This is a genomic window from Chlorobaculum thiosulfatiphilum (assembly GCF_006265165.1).
Lineage (GTDB): Bacteria > Bacteroidota > Chlorobiia > Chlorobiales > Chlorobiaceae > Chlorobaculum > Chlorobaculum thiosulfatiphilum.
The window spans coordinates 34,706-56,648 of the sequence record NZ_VDCH01000002.1; the positions used below are offsets into that span (position 1 = coordinate 34,706).

General features: G+C 57.4%; 24 protein-coding genes and 1 CRISPR repeat array. Of the genes, 13 read left to right on the forward strand and 11 right to left on the reverse strand.

All coding sequences use genetic code 11. The features are described from left to right. Positions 1 to 13: 13 nt before the first annotated feature. From bchM to FGF66_RS12520, 3 genes are all read left to right on the forward strand, one after another. On the forward strand, positions 14 to 712 hold the full coding sequence (gene bchM / locus FGF66_RS01560; protein ID WP_139455956.1) for a magnesium protoporphyrin IX methyltransferase: 699 nt from the start codon (positions 14 to 16) through the stop codon (positions 710 to 712). A 193-nt stretch (positions 713 to 905) separates the two neighbouring features. Next, the gene (gene bchE / locus FGF66_RS01565; protein ID WP_139455957.1) at positions 906 to 2,546 is read left to right on the forward strand and encodes a magnesium-protoporphyrin IX monomethyl ester anaerobic oxidative cyclase; all 1,641 of its coding nucleotides are present in this window, start codon (positions 906 to 908) and stop codon (positions 2,544 to 2,546) included. 148 nt (positions 2,547 to 2,694) lie between these two features. Further along, positions 2,695 to 2,844: a hypothetical protein gene (locus tag FGF66_RS12520; protein ID WP_170181149.1), complete on the forward strand. Its 150-nt coding sequence runs from the start codon at positions 2,695 to 2,697 to the stop codon at positions 2,842 to 2,844. A 253-nt stretch (positions 2,845 to 3,097) separates the two neighbouring features. Here the strand turns inward: FGF66_RS12520 and FGF66_RS12525 are convergent, their stop codons facing one another. The 8 genes from FGF66_RS12525 to FGF66_RS01595 form a co-directional block, all read right to left on the reverse strand. Further along, entirely contained in the window at positions 3,098 to 3,274 is a 177-nt protein-coding gene (locus FGF66_RS12525) for a hypothetical protein (protein WP_170181150.1), read from the reverse strand. Positions 3,275 to 3,313: 39 nt separating this feature from the next. After that, on the reverse strand, positions 3,314 to 3,604 hold the full coding sequence (locus FGF66_RS01570) for a sll1863 family stress response protein (protein ID WP_139455958.1): 291 nt from the start codon (positions 3,602 to 3,604) through the stop codon (positions 3,314 to 3,316). 87 nt (positions 3,605 to 3,691) lie between these two features. Further along, positions 3,692 to 4,186 carry an RNA polymerase subunit sigma-24 gene (locus FGF66_RS01575; protein WP_211341964.1) on the reverse strand — a complete coding sequence of 165 codons (495 nt, stop codon included), beginning with the start codon at positions 4,184 to 4,186 and terminating at the stop codon, positions 3,692 to 3,694. Between the two features lie 65 nt (positions 4,187 to 4,251). Then, complete coding sequence (locus tag FGF66_RS12530; protein WP_170181151.1) at positions 4,252 to 4,917, reverse strand: hypothetical protein; 666 nt, start codon at positions 4,915 to 4,917, stop codon at positions 4,252 to 4,254. Between the two features lie 150 nt (positions 4,918 to 5,067). After that, positions 5,068 to 5,484 (reverse strand): BcpO-related WXXGXW repeat protein, encoded by a 417-nt coding sequence (locus FGF66_RS13070; RefSeq protein WP_139455959.1) that lies wholly within the window; start codon positions 5,482 to 5,484, stop codon positions 5,068 to 5,070. Between the two features lie 338 nt (positions 5,485 to 5,822). Continuing rightward, positions 5,823 to 5,972, reverse strand: a complete 150-nt coding sequence (locus FGF66_RS01590) for a lmo0937 family membrane protein (RefSeq protein WP_139455960.1) — start codon at positions 5,970 to 5,972, stop codon at positions 5,823 to 5,825. Between the two features lie 578 nt (positions 5,973 to 6,550). Continuing rightward, positions 6,551 to 6,691 carry a hypothetical protein gene (locus FGF66_RS12535; RefSeq protein WP_170181152.1) on the reverse strand — a complete coding sequence of 47 codons (141 nt, stop codon included), beginning with the start codon at positions 6,689 to 6,691 and terminating at the stop codon, positions 6,551 to 6,553. A gap of 273 nt (positions 6,692 to 6,964) precedes the next feature. Then, positions 6,965 to 7,393, reverse strand: a complete 429-nt coding sequence (locus FGF66_RS01595; RefSeq protein WP_139455961.1) for an Hsp20/alpha crystallin family protein — start codon at positions 7,391 to 7,393, stop codon at positions 6,965 to 6,967. 300 nt (positions 7,394 to 7,693) lie between these two features. Here FGF66_RS01595 and cas3 point away from each other — a divergent pair, with 300 nt between their 5' ends. From cas3 to cas2e, 8 genes are read left to right on the forward strand one after another with little or no spacing between them, the layout of a single operon-like run. Then, complete coding sequence (gene cas3, locus FGF66_RS01600; protein ID WP_246046476.1) at positions 7,694 to 10,318, forward strand: CRISPR-associated helicase Cas3'; 2,625 nt, start codon at positions 7,694 to 7,696, stop codon at positions 10,316 to 10,318. Positions 10,319 to 10,335: 17 nt separating this feature from the next. Further along, a complete protein-coding gene (gene casA, locus FGF66_RS01605) occupies positions 10,336 to 11,901 on the forward strand; it encodes a type I-E CRISPR-associated protein Cse1/CasA (protein ID WP_139455962.1) in 1,566 nt (521 codons plus the stop codon). Between the two features lie 14 nt (positions 11,902 to 11,915). Continuing rightward, positions 11,916 to 12,446, forward strand: a complete 531-nt coding sequence (casB, locus tag FGF66_RS01610) for a type I-E CRISPR-associated protein Cse2/CasB (RefSeq protein WP_139455963.1) — start codon at positions 11,916 to 11,918, stop codon at positions 12,444 to 12,446. Continuing rightward, positions 12,443 to 13,072: a type I-E CRISPR-associated protein Cas6/Cse3/CasE gene (gene cas6e, locus FGF66_RS01615; RefSeq protein WP_139455964.1), complete on the forward strand. Its 630-nt coding sequence runs from the start codon at positions 12,443 to 12,445 to the stop codon at positions 13,070 to 13,072. Before casB ends, cas6e begins: the two co-directional genes overlap by 4 nt. Positions 13,073 to 13,092: 20 nt before the next feature. Next, complete coding sequence (gene cas7e, locus FGF66_RS01620; RefSeq protein ID WP_139456071.1) at positions 13,093 to 14,133, forward strand: type I-E CRISPR-associated protein Cas7/Cse4/CasC; 1,041 nt, start codon at positions 13,093 to 13,095, stop codon at positions 14,131 to 14,133. Next, entirely contained in the window at positions 14,130 to 14,846 is a 717-nt protein-coding gene (gene cas5e, locus FGF66_RS01625) for a type I-E CRISPR-associated protein Cas5/CasD (protein WP_139455965.1), read from the forward strand. The genes cas7e and cas5e overlap by 4 nt, the downstream gene beginning before the upstream one ends. Continuing rightward, entirely contained in the window at positions 14,836 to 15,726 is an 891-nt protein-coding gene (gene cas1e / locus FGF66_RS01630) for a type I-E CRISPR-associated endonuclease Cas1e (protein ID WP_139455966.1), read from the forward strand. The genes cas5e and cas1e overlap by 11 nt, the downstream gene beginning before the upstream one ends. Further along, a complete protein-coding gene (gene cas2e / locus FGF66_RS01635; protein ID WP_139455967.1) occupies positions 15,714 to 16,049 on the forward strand; it encodes a type I-E CRISPR-associated endoribonuclease Cas2e in 336 nt (111 codons plus the stop codon). Before cas1e ends, cas2e begins: the two co-directional genes overlap by 13 nt. Positions 16,050 to 16,057: 8 nt before the next feature. After that, positions 16,058 to 17,854: a CRISPR direct-repeat array (repeat unit 28 nt; unit sequence GTCTTCCCCACGCCCGTGGGGGTGTTTC). A gap of 146 nt (positions 17,855 to 18,000) precedes the next feature. Here cas2e and FGF66_RS01640 read toward each other — a convergent pair. Then, positions 18,001 to 18,885 carry a DUF4438 domain-containing protein gene (locus FGF66_RS01640; protein WP_170181153.1) on the reverse strand — a complete coding sequence of 295 codons (885 nt, stop codon included), beginning with the start codon at positions 18,883 to 18,885 and terminating at the stop codon, positions 18,001 to 18,003. On the opposite strand from FGF66_RS01640, the gene FGF66_RS12540 reads away from it, so the two are divergent. Together FGF66_RS12540 and FGF66_RS01645 are read left to right on the forward strand one after the other, a co-directional pair. Continuing rightward, entirely contained in the window at positions 18,876 to 19,163 is a 288-nt protein-coding gene (locus FGF66_RS12540) for a hypothetical protein (protein WP_170181154.1), read from the forward strand. The genes FGF66_RS01640 and FGF66_RS12540 overlap by 10 nt on opposite strands. A 45-nt stretch (positions 19,164 to 19,208) precedes the next feature. Continuing rightward, positions 19,209 to 20,597 (forward strand): M23 family metallopeptidase, encoded by a 1,389-nt coding sequence (locus FGF66_RS01645; RefSeq protein WP_246046484.1) that lies wholly within the window; start codon positions 19,209 to 19,211, stop codon positions 20,595 to 20,597. A 102-nt stretch (positions 20,598 to 20,699) separates the two neighbouring features. Here FGF66_RS01645 and arfB read toward each other — a convergent pair whose 3' ends face one another. Next, entirely contained in the window at positions 20,700 to 21,116 is a 417-nt protein-coding gene (arfB, locus tag FGF66_RS01650) for an alternative ribosome rescue aminoacyl-tRNA hydrolase ArfB (protein WP_139455969.1), read from the reverse strand. Next, positions 21,113 to 21,745 carry an HAD family hydrolase gene (locus FGF66_RS01655; protein WP_139455970.1) on the reverse strand — a complete coding sequence of 211 codons (633 nt, stop codon included), beginning with the start codon at positions 21,743 to 21,745 and terminating at the stop codon, positions 21,113 to 21,115. Before FGF66_RS01655 ends, arfB begins: the two co-directional genes overlap by 4 nt. Positions 21,746 to 21,943: the final 198 nt, after the last annotated feature.

Sequence of the window (21,943 nt, forward strand, 5' to 3'; positions counted from 1 at the left end):
ACGAAACAGCACCATGAGCAGCCCATCATTCAACGTCGAGGAACACAAAAAGATGCTTCAGTCCTATTTCAATGGCCAGGGCTTCCAGCGCTGGGCATCGATTTACGGCAACGACAAGCTCTCCACCGTCCGCTCCACCGTCCGCCAGGGCCACGCGGTCATGATGGACAAGGCGTTTGAATGGCTCCAGAAAACCGGACTGCCCAAAGGCTCGAAGATTCTCGACGCCGGATGCGGCACGGGCCTGTTCACCATCCGCCTCGCCAAGAGCGGCTACCGCGTCAAGGCGGCGGACATCGCCGAGCAGATGGTCAACAAAACGCGGGAAGACGCCGAAAAAGCTGGCGTGGCGGGTAACGTCGAGTTCGAGGTCAGCTCCATCGAGTCGATCTCGGGTACGTTCGATGCCGTAGTCTGCTTCGACGTACTGATCCACTACCCGGCTGAAGGATTCGCCCACGCATTCAGCAACCTGGCGGGCCTGACCAAAGGGCCAATCATCTTCACCTACGCGCCGTTCAACAACATCCTCGCCTTCCAGCACTGGATCGGCGGCTTCTTCCCGAAAAAAGAGCGCCGAACCACCATCCAGATGATCAAGGACGAGGAGATGCAGCGGGTGCTCGGCAAGCTGGGTCTCAAGATCGTCAGTCAGCAGAAGATCAGCTTCGGCTTTTACCACACGATGCTGATGCATATAGATCGCCGCTAAGCGGATTAAGACCATGAAAAGCCTGTTCAGTGGCGCGGGCGCTGAATTCAGGCTCAGGAATTTTAGGGAATAAGTTGTAAATTAGAAGTCCAAGAATTTTTTACAGCGCGCACAGCGTTGCATAACAAGCGTGTAACCACATGCCGATACAATCGAATTCGTACTCAAAAACCTATCCGGAGGGTGGAAACAGATGAAGATTCTGATGATTCAGCCGAATTATCACTCAGGCGGTGCCGAGATTGCTGGCAACTGGACACCAAGCTGGGTTGCCTATATCGGCGGAGCCCTGAAGCAGGCTGGCTTCAGTCAGGTAAAATTTGTGGATGCTATGGCCGACGACCTGCCCGATGAAACCATCGAGGAGATCATCCGCAAAAACCAGCCGGATGTGGTGATGACCACCAATATCACGCCGTCGATTTTCAAGGCGCAGGACATCATGAAGACCGCCAAGAAGGTCAACCCGAAGATCAGGACCATCATGGGCGGCATTCACTCCACCTTCATGTACCCGCAGGTGCTCACCGAAGCCCCGGAGACCGATTACGTCGTTCGCGGCGAAGGTGAAGAAGTAACCGTCAACCTCATGAAGGCGATTGCCGCCGGTAACGACAGGGAGACTCGCGGCGACATCACCGGTATCGCCTACATCGATGAAAAAGGCGAGGTCTTTGCGACCGCCGCCCATCCGGTCATCGAGGATCTCGATACCCTCTCGCCGGACTGGAGCCTCTACGACTGGGACAAGTACATTTACACCCCGCTCAATTGTCGCCTTGCCGTACCGAACTTCGCCCGAGGCTGCCCGTTCACCTGCACCTTCTGCTCGCAGTGGCAGTTCTGGCGCCGGTACCGCGCCCGCAGCCCGAAATTTTTCGTTGACGAGATCGAAATCCTCGTCAAAAAGTACAACGTCGGATTCTTCATCCTCGCCGACGAGGAGCCGACCATCAACAAGCAGAAGTTCGTCTCCCTCTGCCAGGAGCTGATCGACCGCAAGCTCAACGTCACCTGGGGCATCAACACCCGCGTGACCGACATCATGCGTGACGAAGACCTGCTCCCGTTCTTCCGCAAGGCTGGTCTGGTGCACGTCTCTCTCGGCACCGAGGCCGCCAGCCAGATGAACCTGAACCGCTTCAGGAAAGAGACGACCATCGAGGAGAACAAGTACGCCATCAAGCTGCTCCAGAAGAACGGCATCGTGGCCGAAGCGCAGTTCGTGATGGGTCTCGAGCACGAAACCCCGGAAACGATCGAAGAGACCTACCAGCTCTGCAAGGACTGGGATCCGGACATGGCCAACTGGACGATTTACACCCCGTGGCCCTTCTCCGATCTCTTCAAGGAGCTTGGCGACCGCGTCGAAGTGCGTGACTACTCGCGTTACAACTTCGTTTCGCCGATCATCAAGCCCGACAACATGGAGCGCGAGGATGTGCTCAAGGGTGTGCTGAAATCGTACGGACGTTTCTACGCTCGCAAGACCTTCTTCAGCTACCCGTGGATCAAGGATCCGTATGTGCGCAAGTACATGCTCGGCTGCCTGAAGGCCTTCGCGCAGACCACGCTCACCAAGCGTTTCTACGACATCGACCGCGTCAAGACCAAGAACCGCAAGATCGAGATCGACCTCGGTTTCGACAAGTCCAGAATCCTGACGCAGGCAGAGGTAAAGAACCTGAAAGAACTGAGGCCCGAAATGGTCGCCGACATGAGCTTCGGCCTCAAGGAAGCCGGCTATCAGCGCGAACACCAGGAACACAACTGGGACGAGTTCGACGAATCAACGATCAAGGACCGAACCTCCGACACCGTCCGCAACTGCTGATCCAGAGCAAAGATCCCAACAGAAAAACCCGCCGGAGTGGCGGGTTTTTCTGTTGGGACAATATCGAAATCCTTTGCGTGGCTGAAACAACCTTCAAGCGACATACAAGATGAGATTTGATTGTGCTACGCATGAACAGGACAGCACCATGGTTGACATTATGGTCGCCAAACTGAAAGAGATGGTTATGCTTCAGAACGAGATCGATAGGTTCCCGGACAGCAAAATTGCTTTTGGCGGCCATGAAAACAAGAAGCACAACTTTCTGGAAGGGGAAAAATTCGCACCGGCAACCTGATTATATAAAGTACGGAACACGCGGAATACATTCAGGTTCAGGCATTGACACTCCTGACCGATGAGGTGCTGACCGCCTTTGACAAGCACCATACATGCAAAGAACCTTGTTCCGAATCGCTCTCAGACAAGTCAAGCGCAGTATAGATTTTTCATTTCATTCACACCGCGCTTGACCCTGAACCATCCTCCGGCCATTTTTAGCTATTTTTCACAACCTTCAGAATAATTTCTTCAGCACAGATGTCTCGCTTCTATTGATTCACTCCCTTCACACCCGAAATGTAATTTATGGGCTCTGATTGACTAGAAATGTAACGCTCTCTTTTTTGCTCATTCTCATTGCTGGTGCCTTTGATAGAACCTTTATAGGTTGTTGTGCAGGCTGCCAGCCCCAAAAGCACAAGAATAAATAGTGCATTGATTTTCATGGCAATCTCCATTTTTGATATTAATTGAAGCACCGTCTATCAATCCCTGAATTTCTCAGCAACATCATGTATGGCTTGACGTAATCCATGCAATGTCTTTTCAAAACCATCTTTCATTTTTTCCCAACCATCCTCTCCGGCCTCGCTTAACTCTTTAAGCCTGGCCTTTGCCGTATCCACGCTTTGCTCAAGATCGTCAAGGTGCTTGGCATATTTGATACGAGTGTCTGCTGTAAAATTTTTCGCTTTTGCCTTGAACTCATCCACTCTCGCGTGAGCGAGCTCCAGTTCGGCTTCAGCTTTTTGTTTGTAGGCATCTTTCATGTTCATTATAAGCTCCTTTGTTTAATCGATTCATATATCATATCCTCAGACATTTACATCCGTGGCTATTGAATAACGCGAACAATCATAGCATCAGTTGCTGATAAGCGCAAGAGCTGTCTGTGGCAATGCGTTTATTTTAAGAGCCTTTGTGACCTTCAAAACAGCGGAATAATTCAACAACGTGCCATTATTCAACTGTTTACGTCCCCAGGATAACCACAACCTTATCGTCTCGAGAGTGTTTCCGCTTATTTCACAAATATCACGATGTTTCAATCCGGAAATCTCTGACAGTAAAACTGTAAGTTTGATATCCTCACACCATTTCCACAGCGATTCTGACAAACTCTCCTTCGGCTGATCGTACTCTTCCTCCTTGAATACGGAAACAGGCATCTGTCCAATACTGTCAAAATAACAGATTCTGAATTTCTTTATCAGCTCGAAAACTGTGCTGTTTTTGCTCGTATTCAGATAAGTACTTTTTAAAAGTTTACCTGCATCTTTTTCAGAGCCGGTCATCCAGTACGCAAGACTGTAAATTACATCAACAACGTCAAGCCGTGTGTTTTTTTCTTCAGTCATGGTGTCTCCATTGTCATGCTTACCCAGTTTGAAAAAAAAGATTCTTCTCCCCTAACTTGCTCTGTTCATTTGTTGCCCCTGCCTTCAATGCCGCCTCTCTTATCACTATTTTCCTGCCGCTCCTGAGTTTTTCGGCTTTCGGGAACCTTGTTCGGTTGTTCATGCGCCTTCATGCCTTCTGGAACCCTGTTTGGTTGTTCCTGTACTTTTCTGCTTTCAGATGCTTTGATCGGAGGCTGCTGGATTTTCCTGCCTTCAGGTGCTTTGATCGGAGGCTCCTGGATTTTCCTGCTTTCGGGAGCTTTGTACTTCTGTTCGAGTACTCTCCTCCGGTTATCGTCGTCGCGCTGATATCTGTTATTGCGGCTGTCAGACTTGCGATACTCGATGTCACGATACCTTCGTATATCTTCAAAGCGATGCCTTCTTATCTTTGAAGGTATTCTGCTGTTGCCAACAAGAACCCACGGCCCACGATAACTATAAGACCGATACCAACGTCCGTTATAGTTTAGGTAATATCTGTTCCCATAATAGATGATGTCATATGGACTTCCGATGGAAATAGAGAACCCCTGAGTTCTGAGGTAAACAAAACTCGGCTCAGAATTGATCTCAAACGGCATCCGACTATCTGTACTATATATGCTGACTGCCGCCGAAGCATTGACCGATGGCATGCCAAGCAACGTTCCCGCAATGACACAACTGAACCAGATGTGCTTTTTCATCTTGATTTTCCCGTTTACGTTTTATTCCTGCAAGAACATATACTTTCATTTCCCTGGAGCTGAATAATTTGCAAACAAAACCCGTTTATCGCCAAGGAGCCGTGCAAGCGCACAACAACTGCCAATGTCGTGCGCATTTCAGTACCATCACTACCGACGGTTGTCATCACGGCGCCGATCCATGTTATTCCGGTTGTCCCGGTAGTCGTGTTTCCTGTACTCGACGTCACGGTATCTGCGAATATCCTCGATGCGATGCTGTCTTATCCGGTCGGGCAACCTGCTCTTTTTGGTATAAGTCCACGGCCCGCGATAATCAGAAGAGTAATACCACCCTCCATTCTGGTACAGGTAATACCGGTTATCGTAACTGATAATATCATAAGGACTTCCTACGGATATTGAAAATCCCTGATCCGGAAGGTCAATAAAGTCCGGTCTCGAGCTGATAACAATCGATGTACCGCCCCTCCTGTTCGACATTGCCAAGTCATTCTGGGCATTTACGGGTTGATTCACCAATGCCATACAGCCAATTACTGCTGCCAGATAAATACGTTTTCTCATTTCGACTTTCCTGTTAAGTAATAATTCAATGTATTTCAGTGCAAGCTAAAGCCTGTCTGCCCATCATTCAACGATCTTCTGGCGCTCGCCTGCCTCTCTTGTTCTCTTGCCGACATTGATGACCGAGATTGAGAGTAGCTTCCTCAGTGTCGTTATGGTAATGGCGAGACGTCTTTTGCCCAATGGCGACAAGGCCAACGCTTACTCTTACTTTCGCGCAACTGTCCGCGGAAGGCGTACCATGAAGTACCGGCAATTCCCAAAAAGAGCCAGAGGTTGCTTTGAAAAAAAATGCTCCCGTCAAGCCGTTTTTTCACGGGTATCCGGACTATGAGCTATCACAGAATACGTCGTCCCTGTATGACTCGTATCAGTATCACGATAACCGCAATGACAAGAAGTACGTGGATAAATCCCCCCATGGTGTAAGAAGTCACCAATCCCAGAATCCAGAGGATCAGCAATATGACAACGATGGTTTCCAACATTTTACACCTTCCCTTGTTTTGATGGACAAATAGAGCACATTTTGTCTGATCAACGACCGCCAATCGAATTACCGGCGTAATGCTATCGCCGACGTCTTTTAGAATTCATGACTGAAAAGACTGTTTTACAGACATGCATTAACTGATAACGAGTAATGCGGCACACAACTACTGAACCAAGAACCGGGTACTGATGGTATCGAATGGCAAAGACATTCAATACATAGCTGCAGAGGGCACAGCCGTAAATAGAGAGAAGGGGCAGGTGGGAAATCACTGAAGCGTTTCTCTATCTACTTTAAATTATAAACCACCTGAGAAACCATAATAGTTCCCAGTCATTATACGCCGCTGAGTGAAAAAGCTGAGAACAGCACCCAGTAATAGCCCGTACCGCGCTTTTCACTTTGAGGTGTAACTGAGAGAGCATCCGCATAACGGTAATTTTACGCTGCACCCTGACTGAGGCATCACGTTTGGAGGAAACACTCTATACGGCGACACCAGATGCTTCTCGTGGCGTATTTTGAGACGAGATCAACCGGATCGAAGAGTATATCGCTGAATTTCGCAAGTGCTCACGCAGAGTAATAGAGTTCAAGAACCTCAATGAGCTGAGGCCGGAAATGGTCTTCGGCATGAGCTTCGGCCTCGATAAGGCCGGCTACGAGCGCGAGCACCAGAAGCGCAACCGTGACAAGTTCGACGAAACCGACCATCGAGGGCCGCCCTCGTCCACCGTCCGCAACTGCCGATTAACAGAAAAGATAGCAACAGCAAAACCCGCCAGCCCGGCGGTTTTTGTGGTTGTGGGACTGGAACGAAACCGGGCAACTCCAGCTCTATCCTCCTGCATACCGGAGGGTATCAACCCTGCACATTGCCTGTTCAGTTGTCACGGCTGTCAATCCAGGTTGGGGGGGAACAGAGACAATAGAAAAAGCCCCGCATCCGAAAACGCGAGGCTGGGAGGAATCTTGATTTCTGGCCGATCAGCTTACGGCGATCTCTTTGCTCTTTTTCTCTTCCGGCTCCTTTTTCGGGACGACGATCTTGAGTACGCCGTTGTCGTAGTTGGCAGTGATGTTCTCGGCGTCCACGTTGTCGCCTATCGAAAAGCTTCTCGACAGGCTGCCCCACGAGCGTTCGACGCGGTGGTAGTTCTTCTTTTTCTCCTCCTCTTCCTGGCTGCGCTCGGCGCAGATGCTAAGGATTTCATCCTCCATCGTCACCTTCACATCCTCCTTCTTCACGCCCGGAATGTCGGCGGAAATATAGACCGCCTTCTCATCTTCACTGATATCCACCTTGAAGGTCGGAGCGATCATCGAGCCCATCGAACTGATGAAAGGCGTCAGTCTTTCGTTGAACACATCTTCGAACATCTTCAGGGGATCCCTTCCATAAAGCTTCAGGTTCATGGTTTAGCTCCGTTTAACTGTTCATGAAAACGAATGTAATACTACCAACTCACTCTTCATTTGTCAACACTTTTCCCCCCGCCAAAATTCCTTTCCACCTCTTCGAGGAACCACTTCAAAATGATGTGACCAATCCGGAGCGAAAATGAAATCTCACCTTTTTGCCTTGCGTGTATTTTTTTCGCACAGGAGAATTCATATTTCGGAGAAGCGATTTTTTACATTCAATTTATCACCCCAACCCACACACGCCAGCAGTTCCGGCTCGTTGTGGCCCTGGTTGACCGTTTTGTGTTTTGCATGAAAACGCCGTTCAAACCTCACGACCTGACCGCCATGCGATACCCCAAATCCAACAGAAAGCCGGAGGCTCCGGCTGAACATCCGCCACTGCCGCTCGAAAGCTGCCTGGCCAAATCGCGAAAAATAGATGCCCTGCGCTCCGTTGCCGGGCGAACGGTGTTCGACCACTGCCGCATCGCGGGCGAAGTGGCGCGGGAGCTGATCGCCCGCTCGCCCACCTTTCTGCGCGAGCCGTTCTTCCCCAGCGGCTCCGCGCTCGTCGCCGCCTGCCACGATCTCGGCAAGGCTTGCCCGACCTTCCAGAAAAAAATCTATGCAAAGATCGAGAACGCCGATGCCTCATCGCTGGAAGCGTTACGCAATGTCGATCGCTCAATCGATGAAAATAAATGCTGGGGCGGCCATGCGGGTGTGAGCCAGTGCGCTCTCGAAGCGCTGAAAGCAGGCAAAGCCGTCGCCGCGATTGCCGGGTGCCACCACGGCTACGCGCCGAACATCGGCGGACGAGCCGCCGATGCGGAGGCGTTCGGCGGCCCGGCGTGGCAGCTCCAGCGGGCGCGGCTTTTGGCGTTGCTCATGGAGGCAACAGGCGAACGGTTCCCGGAAATCCGCGATCCGCTGCACGCACGCATGCTTGCCGGGCTGACCTCCGTGGCGGACTGGATCGGCTCCGGCGCGGCCTTCGACGACCCCGGCGAGCCGTGGCAGGAGCGCGTCGCCGCCGCCGTCGATACCGCCGGATTCACGCCGCCGCGCCTCAAACCGGGGCTGTCGTTCCGGGAGATTTTCGACTTCGAGGCGCGCCCAATCCAGCGCGACCTGATCGAGGCGGCCTGTTGCCCCGGCGTCTATATCCTCGAAGCGCCGATGGGCATCGGCAAAACCGAAGCCGCGCTCTACGCCGCCTATGCCCTCGTGTCGGCTGGCAAAGCTCGCGGCATCTACTTCGCGCTGCCGACGCAACTGACCTCCAACCGCATCCACGAGCGGGTCGAGCGCTTCCTCGACCGTGTGCTCGAACCGGACTCTCCCCACCGGGCCGCGCTGCTCCTGCACGGCAACGCCTGGCTGCGGGAGTTCGACCTCGGCGCGGAGGCCGCGCCCGGCTGCTCGTGGTTCAGCTCCGCCAAACGCGGCCTGCTCGCGCCTTTCGCCGTCGGCACCATCGACCAGGCGCTGATGGCCTCGATGAACGTCAAGCACGGCTTCGTGCGCGCCTTCGGCATCGCGGGCAAGGTGGTCATTCTCGACGAAGTCCACAGCTACGACGCCTACACCGGCACCATTCTCGACCGGCTGGTCGAGGAGTTACGGCGGCTGCGCTGCACGGTCATCATCCTCAGCGCCACCCTCACCGGCGAGCGCCGGAGCGCTTTGCTCGGCGCGGCCCGAAGCGCGGAGGCGGCCTACCCGCTCATCACCGCCTTGCCCGCTGACGCGCGGGAGCCGCTGGAGGTCGCGCCGGAGACGCCCGCCGGAAACCGCGTCGCCATCCGCCAGACGCTCGACTGCGAGGAGGCGCTGGACGAGGCGCTCGACCGTGCGGATTCCGGCCAGCAGGTGCTCTGGATCGAAAACACCGTCAGCGAGGCGCAGGAGGCGTTCAAACTTCTTGCCGCACGGTCGAGCGGCATGGAGATCGAGTGCGGCCTGCTTCATTCGCGCTTCATCCACCGCGACCGCGAGGCGCTCGAAGAGGAGTGGGTGACGCGCTACGGCGCGGATGGCGCGGCGGAGCGGCGCGAGCGGGGGCGGATTCTCGTCGGTACGCAGGTGCTCGAACAGTCGCTCGACATCGACGCCGATTTCCTCGTCACGCGCCTCTGCCCGACCGACATGCTCTTGCAGCGCATCGGGCGCTTGTGGCGGCACAGCTTCCACCAGCGCCCCGCCGGAGCGAGGTGCGAGGCGTGGATCGTCAGCGCGGAGTTCGAGGCCGCCGAGCAGAATCCCGCCGAGGCGTTCGGCAACAGCGCGAAGGTCTATAGCCCCTACGTGCTCTTGCGCACGCTTCAGGCGTGGAGCGGCGTGGAAACGCTTTCGCTGCCGGGCGACATTCGCGGCCTGCTCGAACGCACCTACGAAGCGAAGCCGGAAAGCGAGGCGATGGCAAAGCACAAAGCCGACCTCCAGCGGCGAAAGGAGATACTCGAAAACTTTGCGCTACAGAGCGTCTCGCCGGGCCTCAAGGCCATGCCGGACACCAACGTCAGCACCCGGTTCAGCGACATCGACAGCGTCGAGCTGCTCCTGCTGCAATCGGTCAGCCACAACCACGCGGCGCACGAAACCACGGTGACGCTGCTCGACGGCCAGAAGCTCACCCTGCCACACGAATTCGCCGCCAACCGGAAACGCGAGCAGCGCAAGCTCGCCGCCTGTCTCGCCACGCAAACGCTTCAGGTCGCCGATTACGCAGCGCCCGCCGACCCCGGACGCAAAGCGCTCTCGTGGCTCAAACCCTACTTCTACCTCGGCGACCCGTCGAAGAGCGAAAGCCTTCTGCGCGTCGCCATCGTGGGCGAGGGCGGCCAACTGAAGCTGCCCGGCGGCGGCGCGGCGGCGGAGAAATACGAACTGAGTTACAACGCCCGTTTGGGCTACCAATACGAAAAACGATAACCCCCATCAACACAGCCATGCAAAACCGCTTCAACCTGATCGACGAGCCGTGGATTCCCGCCGTCGGCAAAGGCTTCACGAGCCTCGGCGACATTTTCAGCGATCCCGATATTCCCGCGCTCGGCGGCAACCCCGTGCAGAAAATCGCCCTCACCAAGCTCCTGCTCGCCATCGGCCAGGCCGCCTGCACACCGGAAACCACGGAGGAACTCGAACAGCTCGACGCCGAAACCTTCCGCACCGCCTGCCGCGCCTATCTCGAAAAGTGGCGCGAGAGCTTCTGGCTCTTCGGCGAAAAGCCGTTTTTGCAGATGCCTGCCGTCCGGAGGCTGATCGAGGAGCGCAAACAGACCGAGCTGAAAGCCGCACCCGCCGCTCCGGCGAAGAAAAAAGAGGCCGCTGAAAAACTGGCCGAAGAGAACGCCTTGCCCCGCCCAATCGGCACAGGCTTCTACCCCGACCTGCCAGCGGAGAACAACACAATCCTGAGCCAGTTCCAGATGGCTGAAACCAGCGCCCCCGCTGAAATGGCGCTCTTCGTCGTCACGCTCATGAACTTCGCTTTTGGCGGAAAGCGGATCGAAAAGAACCTCTCCCCGCTCACCCCCGGATTTACGGGAAAATCGGTCTCCGCCAAAGCGGGGCCAAGCATCGGAAATTTTGCCGGATACCTGCACTCGTTCCTCACCGGCCCAACGCTGACGGACACCGTGCTGCTTAACCTGCTGTCGCGGGAGCAGATCAGCGCCAACCCGTACTGGAAATCGGGTCTCGGCTCGCCGCCGTGGGAGCGGATGCCGGAGGGGGAAGCGTGCCCGGCAGCCATCAGCCTGAAGGAGTCCTACATGGCGACCTTGCTCTCGCTTTCGCGCTTCGTCCTGCTCGACGGCGAAGGCATCTACTACGTCGAAGGGCTGCAATACCCAAGCCACAAGGAGGGGTGGCGGGAGCCGGGCATGACGATCAACGATCAGGAAAAACAGTTGAAAGTGCTCTGGATCGATCCCGACAAGCGCCCGTGGCGCGAACTGCCGTCGATGCTGGCCTTCCTCGAAAGCAGCGCAAACAAGGGATTCGAGTGCCAGTTCATCAAGTACGGACTCGAACGGGCAAAGCAGCGTCACCAGCAGATCGGCATCTGGTCTGGCGGACTTCGCGTCAGCGCGAACTCAGGCGACCAGTCGGTTAAACAGGACAACGATTTCGTCGAATCCCTCTTCCTGTTCAACTCCGAGGCGATCGATAAAAACTGGTACGACCGGTTCAGGCAGGAGATGGCGTCGCTCGACCAGCTTTCCAAAAGAGTCTATGCGGCGACAAGGAGCTATTTCGCCAAACAGAACATGGACGGCGGCGACCTGGCCTCGAACGCTTCGGGCCTCTTCTGGCAGCTCTGCGAGCGGCGCTTTCAGGAGCTGGTCGATGCCTGCTATGAGCCAGACAAACTTCCCGCCATCCTCAAAGCGATTGACTCGCTCGCCTTGCAGTCGTACGACGCTTTCTGCCCGAAGGAGACGGCGCGGCAGATCGATGCGTGGGCGGAGTGCCGCCCGAACCTTTCGAAGCATTTCATCAACAACTGACAAAACAAATAACTATGGACAACGAAAAGAAAACCGGCAGGCCGGAAAAGTTCGTGGAGTTTGTGATCGGCCTGTGCCAGAAGGACAAGGGGGCCGCCGCTGCGCTTCGCCGGGCGGACAATCCGGCGACCGAGTACCAGAGCTGGGAGTACCTGGCGGGCTTCAACATCGACCTCGAAAACCCGTTCGAGCGCATTCCCTACGCCACCATCGCCGCCGCCATCTCGCGGGCCAAAGCGGAGCGCAACGGCTCGGCGGGCATCGGCAAGGCCATCGCCTATTGCTACGACGACAAGAGCGCCAGCGATCAGGCCAAAGCGCGGCTCCGGCGGCTGCTCGCCTGCGATTCGGTGACGGAGGCTTGCCGGATTCTGCGCCCGCTCTTCAGCCTGATCGACTCGAAAGCGGCGGTAACGCTCGACTACGCAAAGCTGCTCGACCAGCTCATCTGGTTCCATCGCGATAGCAACCGCGTCAAAACAGCCTGGGCGACCGACTTCTACCGCCACGCCGGCGAAAGCGTAAACGAGGAGGTTGAGGCATGATTGCAACCATTCTCACCCTCAGCCGCAAGGACGTCAATGCCTTGCGCATTACGGACGACTATTCGCTGCACCGCGTCGTCTATAGCCTCTTCGAGGACGTGCGCTCGGAGGACGAAAAGCGGTCGAGCGTTCCCAGCGGCTTTCTCTTCGCCGACAAGGGGGGCGACGCCAAAGGGCGGCAAATCCTCATTTTGTCGGACAGGCCGCCGCTGCAACCGGCGCAAGGCGAACTGGTTTCCAGACCTGTGCCGGACGAATTTCTCCAGCACCGGTTCTACAAGTTCGAGGTCACGCTCAACCCCACGCGCAAGGAGAACAAGAGCGGCAGGCGCGTACCCATCAAAACCCGCGAGGAGGTGGCGACGTGGTTCGGCGGCAAATCGCTGGCGTCGTGGGGCTTCAGCGTCGATCCGGCGCGGCTCGACGTGCAAATGCTGCCGGTGATGCAATTCAAAAAGCAGGACGGCCCGCCCGTTACCCACGGAGCGGCCCGCGTGTCGGGAATGCTGCGGGTCGAAAATCGCGACCTCTTTATTGACAGCTTCAACAAAGGCATTGGCCGGGGCCGGGCATTCGGCTTCGGGCTGTTGCAGATCGAACCTCTCAAAGACGACTCAAACCACTAAACCCTACGACCATGAACACCATGAACAACAATCCATTCAAGGGCCAGCGCATCGAGTTCCACATCCTCCAGCCCTTTCCGGTCACCTGCCTGAACCGCGACGACGTTGGCGCTCCGAAAACCGCGATGGTCGGCGGCTCCACCCGCGCCCGCGTCAGCTCGCAGTGCTGGAAGCGGCAGGTGCGCCTCGAAATGCACAATCTCGGCGTGAGGCTCGGCGTCAGAAGCAAAAAGGTCTCCGATTACGTAGCCAAAGCCTGCGTGGCGCTCGGCGCGGATGAGGAAAAAGCGCAAGCGTGTGGAGAGAAAATCGCCGCCGCGTTCAGCAACGACACGCTCTTCTTTTTCAGCGAAACGGAGGCAAACGCCTACGCGCAGTACGCCGCCGAAAAGGAGTTCGACGCCGCGAAGCTCAACGACAAGGAGCTGGCGAAGCTCTCGAAAAAAACGCTCGATCCGGCCAAAGACGGCCTCGACATCGCGCTGTTCGGGCGGATGGTGGCGCAGGCTGCCGATTTGAACATCGAGGCCGCCGCGTCGTTCGCTCACGCCATTTCCACCCACAAGGTGAGCAACGAGGTCGAGTTCTTCACCGCGCTCGACGACCTTGCCGAAGAGCCGGGTTCGGCGCACATGGGCAGCCTTGAATTCAACTCCGCCACCTACTACCGCTACGTCAGCCTCGATCTCGGCCAGCTTTGGGACAACCTCGGTGGCGCGGACATTGCCGACGCGGTGGAGGCGTTCACCAAGGCGCTCTTCGTGGCCGTGCCGAGCGCCCGGCAGACGACGCAGTCGGGCGCGTCGCCGTGGGAGTTCGCGAAAATCTACATCCGCAAGGGCCAGCGCCTTCAGGTTCCGTTCGAGACCGCCGTCAGGGCGAAGGATGGCGGATTTCTCCAGCCGAGCATCGAGGCGCTGTCCGACTATCTCACAAAAAAGGAGAAGCTTGCCGGGTCGCTCTTCGGCAAGGAAAAAGAGTTCGACTTCGGCGAGGACGAGGCGTTCTCCATCGACACGCTGGTCGGCGAAATCCGGAATTTTATCGAAGCGAAATCATGAGCAATCCATGCATTCTTTTATGGCTCGAAGCGCCCCTCCAGTCGTGGGGCGCTGACTCGCGCTTCGGGCGGCGCGACACGCTCGACTTCCCCACGAAGTCGGGCTTGCTCGGCCTGCTCTGCTGCGCCCTCGGCGCGGGCGGTGAGCAGCGGGAACTGCTCGACGAAATGGCCCCGCTCCGCCAGACGGTGATCGCGTTCCAGCGCGAACGCGGCGAGCGCCCGCCGCTCTTGCGCGACTTCCAGATGGTCGGCAGCGGGTATGACGAAAAAGACGACTGGGAAAAGATGCTGATTCCAAGAAAACGGGACGGTGGCATCGCAGTGGGCGGCGGCACGAAGATGACCTACCGCTACTATTTGCAGGAGGCGACGTTCGCCGCCGCCGTGGAGGTTCCGGCGGCGCGGGCCACGGAGTTCGCCGAAGCGCTTCAGGCTCCCGTGTGGGACATCTATTTCGGACGAAAGTGCTGCGCGCCGACCGACCTGGTGTTCCGGGGCCGCTTCGAGTCGGAGGCGGCGGCGATCGAAGCCGCCTCGGCCATCGCCGCCGAAAAGTCGCTCCGGGAGGCGTTCCGCGTTCGCGACTACGCGGCGGGTGACGAAAGCGCGGGCGAGGTCGTGGCGCTGAACGACGTGCCGGTGCAGTTCGGCACACGAAAAAAGTACCGTGAACGGCGAGTAACCATTATCCACGAAAGCAATGAAGAGTAATGAACTCATCAACGAAGGGAATCCTGCGCGGCTTTTAATAAAAGTGACGCGGGATACCCTTCCGCAGGTCAAGGAAAAGTATCCGTTTCTTTATCTTGAGAAGGGACGGATGGAGATCGACGACAGCAGCGTGAAGTGGATCGACTGCGACTGCAACGTCGTTCGCCTGCCGGTGGCCATGCTGAACTGTATTCTGCTCGGCCCCGGCACGACGGTGACGCACGAGGCGGTCAAGGTGATGGCCGCCGCCAATTGCGGCATCTGCTGGGTGGGCGACGACAGCATGATGTTTTTCGCCAGCGGGCAGACGCCAACCAGCAACACGAGGAACATGCACCATCAGATGATGCTGGCCGCCACTCCGGCAAAATCGCTCGAAGTCGCGCGGCGGATGTTCGCCTACCGCTTTCCCGACGCCGATCTTGAGAAAAAAACGCTGCCGCAGATGATGGGCATGGAGGGGCTGCGGGTGCGGAAGTTTTACGAAGAGATGGCCGTGAAGTACAAGGTGGGCTGGAAGGGGCGGCGGTTCGAGCCGGGAAAATTCGAGATGAGCGACACGACCAACAAGATTCTCACGGCGGCAAACGCGGCCCTGTACAGCATCATTATGTCGGCGGTGCACAGCATGGGCTATTCGCCGCACATCGGGTTCATTCACGCGGGCAGTCCGCTGCCGTTCATTTACGACCTGGCCGATCTGTACAAACAGCACGTCTCCATCGAGCTGGCTTTTTCGCTGACCGCCGCAATGGCCGGGTATTACGACCGGTACAAGATCGCCACGGAGTTCCGGCGGCGGGTGATCGAAATCGACCTGCTCGGCAAAATCGGGCCGGATATTGAAACCATTCTCGGAAAAAAGCAATGCTCGTTGTAATCGCCAATGACCTGCCCCCGGCTGTGCGTGGCCGGATGAAGCTCTGGTTCATCGAACCCAGGGCGAACGTTTTTGTGTCGGGCGTGAGGGACAGCCTGGCCAGAAAGGTGGTGGACTATCTGCACGAGCACTGCCCGCCGAAAAGCGGCCTGATGATTTTCAACAGCTCGAACGGGTGCCCCGGCTACGAGATTTTCGGCATGGGCGACACGCGCAAAGCCATAACGGAAATCTCCGGCCTACCGCTCGTGATTGAAAAATCCGCCGCCTCGCCACCAGAAAACCCAAACAGCTTGACGCCAGACGTCCCGAAACCCCAGTAAAACCCAGTGTCTTCCCCACGCCCGTGGGGGTGTTTCTCACAGACCACGCTTTTCTCAAGCCTGCTGTAGGTCTTCCCCACGCCCGTGGGGGTGTTTCTCTTTACTTTTACCTGCCGTGAGCGAGCGCCAGGTCTTCCCCACGCCCGTGGGGGTGTTTCTGGATCGAGCTTGGTTGTTCCCGGCACTTGAGGTCTTCCCCACGCCCGTGGGGGTGTTTCCCGCCGCGCCATCGTGATCGCGTAGCAGTTAGCGTCTTCCCCACGCCCGTGGGGGTGTTTCCGAGTTGCCCTACGAGGCGTTCTCCGGCGGGGCAGTCTTCCCCACGCCCGTGGGGGTGTTTCCGATACGGTATCGCCGTTGATGACCTCGAAGAGGTCTTCCCCACGCCCGTGGGGGTGTTTCTTACCTCCGTCTCGCCATTCGCCACGCTTTTTTGTCTTCCCCACGCCCGTGGGGGTGTTTCCACATAACCAGCCCGGCTGACAGGGTTGGGCGAGGTCTTCCCCACGCCCGTGGGGGTGTTTCTTACGAATCCATTTCATTCTGCGCTCTCCCATGGTCTTCCCCACGCCCGTGGGGGTGTTTCTCTCAGGATATGATTGATAAGGGTACCGTAATCGTCTTCCCCACGCCCGTGGGGGTGTTTCCGTCACCGTCAAGGCAATGGCTGTTGGTGCTGCGTCTTCCCCACGCCCGTGGGGGTGTTTCCTACTCAGAGGATGAACTGCGTATGCGTAGAGGTCTTCCCCACGCCCGTGGGGGTGTTTCTTGCCCGAGTTCTCGTGGGACACGGACGGGCACGTCTTCCCCACGCCCGTGGGGGTGTTTCCCCTATGGGGACGCCCGCCCGTCGCAGATTCTACGTCTTCCCCACGCCCGTGGGGGTGTTTCCTACGAACGGTTTGGCCAAATCCTGAGTATTGAGTCTTCCCCACGCCCGTGGGGGTGTTTCCATGTCGGCCTGAATCTCTCGAATCCGTGCTGGGTCTTCCCCACGCCCGTGGGGGTGTTTCTTCTTTCTGCTTCATGATCTCTCCTCTTTTCGGTCTTCCCCACGCCCGTGGGGGTGTTTCTTCGGTGCTCGAACAGACCCCGCGCCTCGCGCAGTCTTCCCCACGCCCGTGGGGGTGTTTCCCCAGTAGCGTGTCGGCCTGAATTCGTGGCCGAGGTCTTCCCCACGCCCGTGGGGGTGTTTCTGACCCGGAATTTTTCAGCTCATGGATTGATCGGTCTTCCCCACGCCCGTGGGGGTGTTTCCGTCGCGCCAGTTGCCGACACCGAGTACGATGAGTCTTCCCCACGCCCGTGGGGGTGTTTCTTGAGCGTTCAACCGGGAATCCATGCCGGTAAGGTCTTCCCCACGCCCGTGGGGGTGTTTCTAAATCCGCCTTTCTCCTGATTCGGCAAATGGCGTCTTCCCCACGCCCGTGGGGGTGTTTCTGTATCTATCGTGCGAAGCAGCTCCTTGACCTCGTCTTCCCCACGCCCGTGGGGGTGTTTCTTTGATATCGGTGATCTCGCCGCTTTCGATCTTGTCTTCCCCACGCCCGTGGGGGTGTTTCCTCGTTGACGGTCGCGGACTCAGCTCTTGTAAGGTCTTCCCCACGCCCGTGGGGGTGTTTCCAGGTCTTTTACAGCTTTGAACACCATTCAGCAGTCTTCCCCACGCCCGTGGGGGTGTTTCTATTGAGCACTCGGTAATCGGCTGGCTTGCTGGTCTTCCCCACGCCCGTGGGGGTGTTTCCTTCTGATTTCTACCCGTCCGCCAAGATAGGTTGTCTTCCCCACGCCCGTGGGGGTGTTTCGTTGCAATACGTGGACAGTGTGGACGATGTGGATGGTCGGGCGATGCGACTGGAAATGGGGGAAGTTGCTCCGCTCGGGCGAAGTTGAGATTTGGCGGGGAAGGGCGAACACACAGGTTCGCCCCTACAAAGAAGTCAGGAAACCCTTACAATCTCGTGCCGATGCCGAGGAGGTCGGCGATGTTGGCTTTGGGGTCAATGACGGGGCGGATGGCGGGGGTGGCGCTGGTCATGATGGTGGTGACGCCGGGGCCGTGGCCCGCTTCGCGGCAGTCGCTGTGCACCACCACGCCGACGGTGACGGCGCCCTTGCGGTAGGCTCGCCCGTAGCGGTTGTCCTGGTCGAGCAGCGCCACGAAGTCACCGAAGCGGATGCGGTCGAGGCCGAACTCGCGCACGGCGTCGGGGTCGCTGGTCACGATGTCGTAGTCGCCTTTCGCCACGTGCGCCGAGCCGATGCCGGAACCCATGCAGTAGGCCGGAACCACCGTCGTCACCGGCACTTCGAGCACACCATCGTCGGAGACTACGATCTTCATTTTGGCGAGCAGCGACGGATCGAGGTTGAAGAGCGCAATTTCCGGGAAGTCGGTCAGCTTCAGCCCCTGCCCTTTCGAGCGAACCATGATGGTGTCGCCGTAGGCCATCTTCTCCTTGGTTTCACGCGGGAAATCGACGATGATGTGCTCCGAGCCGCCGTGATGGCCAAGCACCACGCCCGACTCGCCTTTGGCCTCGCCGGAGACGATGGTGGCCGTGTTGCCCACGCAGCTCAACATCTGCACTGTGACGTTCGGATGCTCGTAGGGTTTGTGCGTGTCGGCGGTGCAGCTCACGCCGGGTTCGATGTGGTCGCCCTCCCAGCCAAACGCCGGGTCGCCGACCTGAAGGTTGAGCGTGATGCCGCCGATGGAGGGCAGAATGAAGGGTGTGCCCTGGTGATCGACCTCCCAGGTGCCGCGAGTGCGGGGCTGGCCGGGCTGGCACTGAAGCAGGATTTCGACAAGGCGGTTTTCGTTGGTTGCAAGCATGGCGTAATCAAGAGTTTGATGGTGAAAAAACACGGCAGCGGAGCGCATCTGCGGCGGCGAAAATGGCCTCCGACAAAACGGTCAACCGTGGTTCAAGAATGAAGAAAATTAATGCCGGATGGCGAGATCAGGAAAAAAACCTTCAAAAAGAGAACTTTTTCCCCGGATTCGCACAGATATGGCGTATTAGAGGCGTACTGAATTTTCCTTTCCGGGCTTTTTTTATAACATTGATGTCTAAGATTTTTGCAAGGTGTTTCACCCTTCGTGTTTCGTGAACTTATGTAGTAACTATGTCCAATTCCCAATTTCGCCATTTTCTTTTGAGGTTGCGCCGTTCGGCCCTGTTCCGAAGTCGTCCCCTCCTTCTTGCGTCATCGACGGCGCTACTCATCGTCCTCTTCTTTTCAGTCAGCCTCATCCTTTCAGCAACATCCCGGCAGACCGCGTCCGATCACGGATCGACCTCGCCGATGCACACGCTCTTCAAATCGGTCGGCCTCGCCAGCGACGACGAGCTTGGCCTGAATGACGAGTCCGACAAGGTAACGCTCGACGAGGGCGAAAACGATCCTGCCAGAAAGATCGAAAAGAGAACCCTCAAAAAAGGGGACTCCATCTACACCATTCTCACCGCCGCCGGGCTGACGCCTTCCGAAGTCCATCGACTGACCGTTCAGCTCAAGGGAAACGCGGCGATCAAGGGGCTGAAAGCCGGTAAAACCTATGAGTTTGAAACCGGAAGAAACGGAAAGTTCGTCCGCTTCTCCTTGCAGTCGAGCCCCTACGAAACGCTTCATATCGTCAGGGATGAACAGACCGGCAGGGTGAGCGCTGAACGCGAAACCATCGAATACGACACCAGGGTCGCCACCATCGAAGGAACTCTCAGCTCTTCGCTGTCGAGCGAGCTGCGCAGCCGGAACCGCTCTTCGCTCAATCCGAAACTCAGAAAAATCCTCTCCACCAGGCTCAATTTCAGAAAAGACATCCAGGCCGGAGCGACCTACCGGATTCTTTTCCAGGAGCAGTGGAGCGGCACGGATTTCATTGGCACCGGCGACATTCTCGCCATCGAAATCAGCTCGAAGGGCCGGAATTTCAAAGCCTATCAGTTCACCAATGCCAAGGGCGACACGGCCTACTACGATGAAAAAGGACGCGCCATGGCGCAGGGCAGAACCATGTTTATCCAGCCTTGCCGCTTCAGCCGCGTTTCGAGCGGATTCGGCTATCGCACTCACCCGGTGACCGGCAGGCGTCAGTACCACGGCGGCGTCGATCTGGCCGCGTCAACCGGTACGCCGGTGAAGGCCGTGGCTGACGGGCGCATCATCTTCCGCGGACGCAAAGGCAACGCGGGCAACATGATCACCATCGCCCATTCCGGAAAAGTTCATACGATGTACCTGCACCTGAGCCGTTACGCATCGGGCAGCCGTTACGGTAAAAAAATCAAGCAGGGCGACATCATCGGCTATGTCGGTTCGACCGGCCGCTCGACGGGGCCGCACCTCGATTTCAGGATCATCAGGAACGGACGCCCGCAGAATCCGCTGGTTGCGCTGAAGCAGGCCGCGCCGCGCCGCTCGCTTTCCCGATCGGAACTGCACCGCTTCATGGCAAGGGTGCAGACCTATCATCAGCAGCTCGACAGCCAGCGCACGGTCATGGTTGCCGATACCGGCAAACGGCGCGAAACGCTGCTCTGAGCCAATCGGCGCGTTTCATGCAAAAAGCCCCCGGAATGCTGATGACTCGGCATTCCGGGGGCTTCTTCGTTTCCGTCGCGGCGTCACCGGACGCGCCACGGCTCACTCGTCACCGATGGACTTTCTCGACGCCTTGAGTTCTCCTCTTTTCGCCTTCGTTTCGAGCCGCTTCGCCGAGGCGCTTTTTGGCGGTCTGGTGGGCTTGCGCATCTTCTGCTCGACGAGCGCCTTGGTCAGAATGCCTTGGAAGCGCTCGATGGCGTCCTGGCGGTTCCGCTCCTGCGTACGGTAGCGCTGGGCGCGGATGACGATCACCCCCTCCCGCGTTATCCGGCGGTCATTGAGCCGCGCAAGCCGCTCTTTCAGCTCCGGCGGCAGGGACGAAGCGCCGATGTCGAAGCGCAGATGCACCGCCGTTTCGACCTTGTTGACATTCTGCCCGCCCGCGCCCTGCGAGCGCATGGCCTTGATTTCGATCTCGCTGTCGTCAACCGAAAATCCCCTTGCGATCCTGATCATAGGGATGCCTCCTCATGGACGGAATGTTGCGAAAAAGCCGCCAGCGCCGACGAGGCGAGCGTCTCCTTCCAGCTCCGGAACAGGATGCTTTGGATGCCAGCCACGGCGCACGTGCGGGTGTTGACCTCGCGGTCGTCGATCAGGAGAAATTCAGAGGCGTCGAGGCCGTCGGAGGAATCGAGCACGTACCGGAACGCTTCCGGCGAGCGCTTCAGCCAGCCGTGCTCGTAGGAGAGAAAATAGCGATCCATGTTCCGCAGCACCGGAAAGCGGTCGATGAGGAAGGCGAAGTGCAGCGGGTCGGTGTCGCTCATGATCCAGAGGCGGTGGCGTTGCCGCAGCGCTTCGACCGCTTCGGCGCTGCCGGGCGTCGGCGCGAAAATGTCTTGCCAGGCGAGCCGGAGCCGGTCGGGCGGCAGGTCGCGCGTGAGCGGATCGGCGGCGATCATGGCGAGATACTCCAGCGGGCCGGTGCGCCCGGTGTCGTGACGATCCTTGAGTTCACCCTGGCAATAGCGCTCCATGATCGCCGCCGCGCCCGGCTCGCCCTCGCGCGAAACCGCCCGGCAGAACGGCATGAAGTCCACGTTAACCAGCACGTTGCCAATATCGAGAAGAATGATGCCCATGCGAGAGGATGGTTATGATCGATCGCCGGTACAGGCGAAAAGGAGCGCCGCCGTCAGTCGGCATCGGGTCTCTGACGGAAGATATATTAACCAAACGCCGACCAAGAGACAATGACAAAAAGCTCATCAGGCTGGGCCGCCGCTTGCGTGGAACTCTTTGCACCTCTGTTGCGTCATGGATAGTTCCAACCTCAGGCT